1 protein-coding gene is annotated in these 255 nt (G+C 44.3%); it reads right to left on the bottom strand.

The window, feature by feature from the left end; all coding sequences use genetic code 11:
- The coding region (locus tag V6259_RS19870; protein ID WP_341585998.1) for a DDE-type integrase/transposase/recombinase at positions 1-255 on the bottom strand (255 nt) is incomplete at both ends.

The raw sequence follows: 255 nt of genomic DNA, 5'->3' as shown, positions 1-255 counted from the left end.
TGGCTTCCAGATTATTATCTTTTAAGAAGGTTTGCCAATCTTTCGAGGTATATTGAGCGCCTTGATCTGAGTGTACCAGTACTTTTTTTGTGGGACGTCGCCGCCAAATCGCCATGAGTAAAGCATCCATAACGGACTCCGCTGTCGCTCTTGATCTCATTGACCACCCTACGATCAATCTAGAAAATAGATCAACAACGACGGTGACGTAAAGCCAGCCTTCTTTTGTCCGGATATACGTAAAATCAGTTACCC

Origin of the sequence: Marinomonas sp. TI.3.20 (assembly GCF_038155025.1) — a bacterium.
GTDB classification, from domain to species: domain Bacteria; phylum Pseudomonadota; class Gammaproteobacteria; order Pseudomonadales; family Marinomonadaceae; genus Marinomonas; species Marinomonas flavescens.
This window is presented reverse-complemented; position numbering and strand designations above follow the sequence as displayed.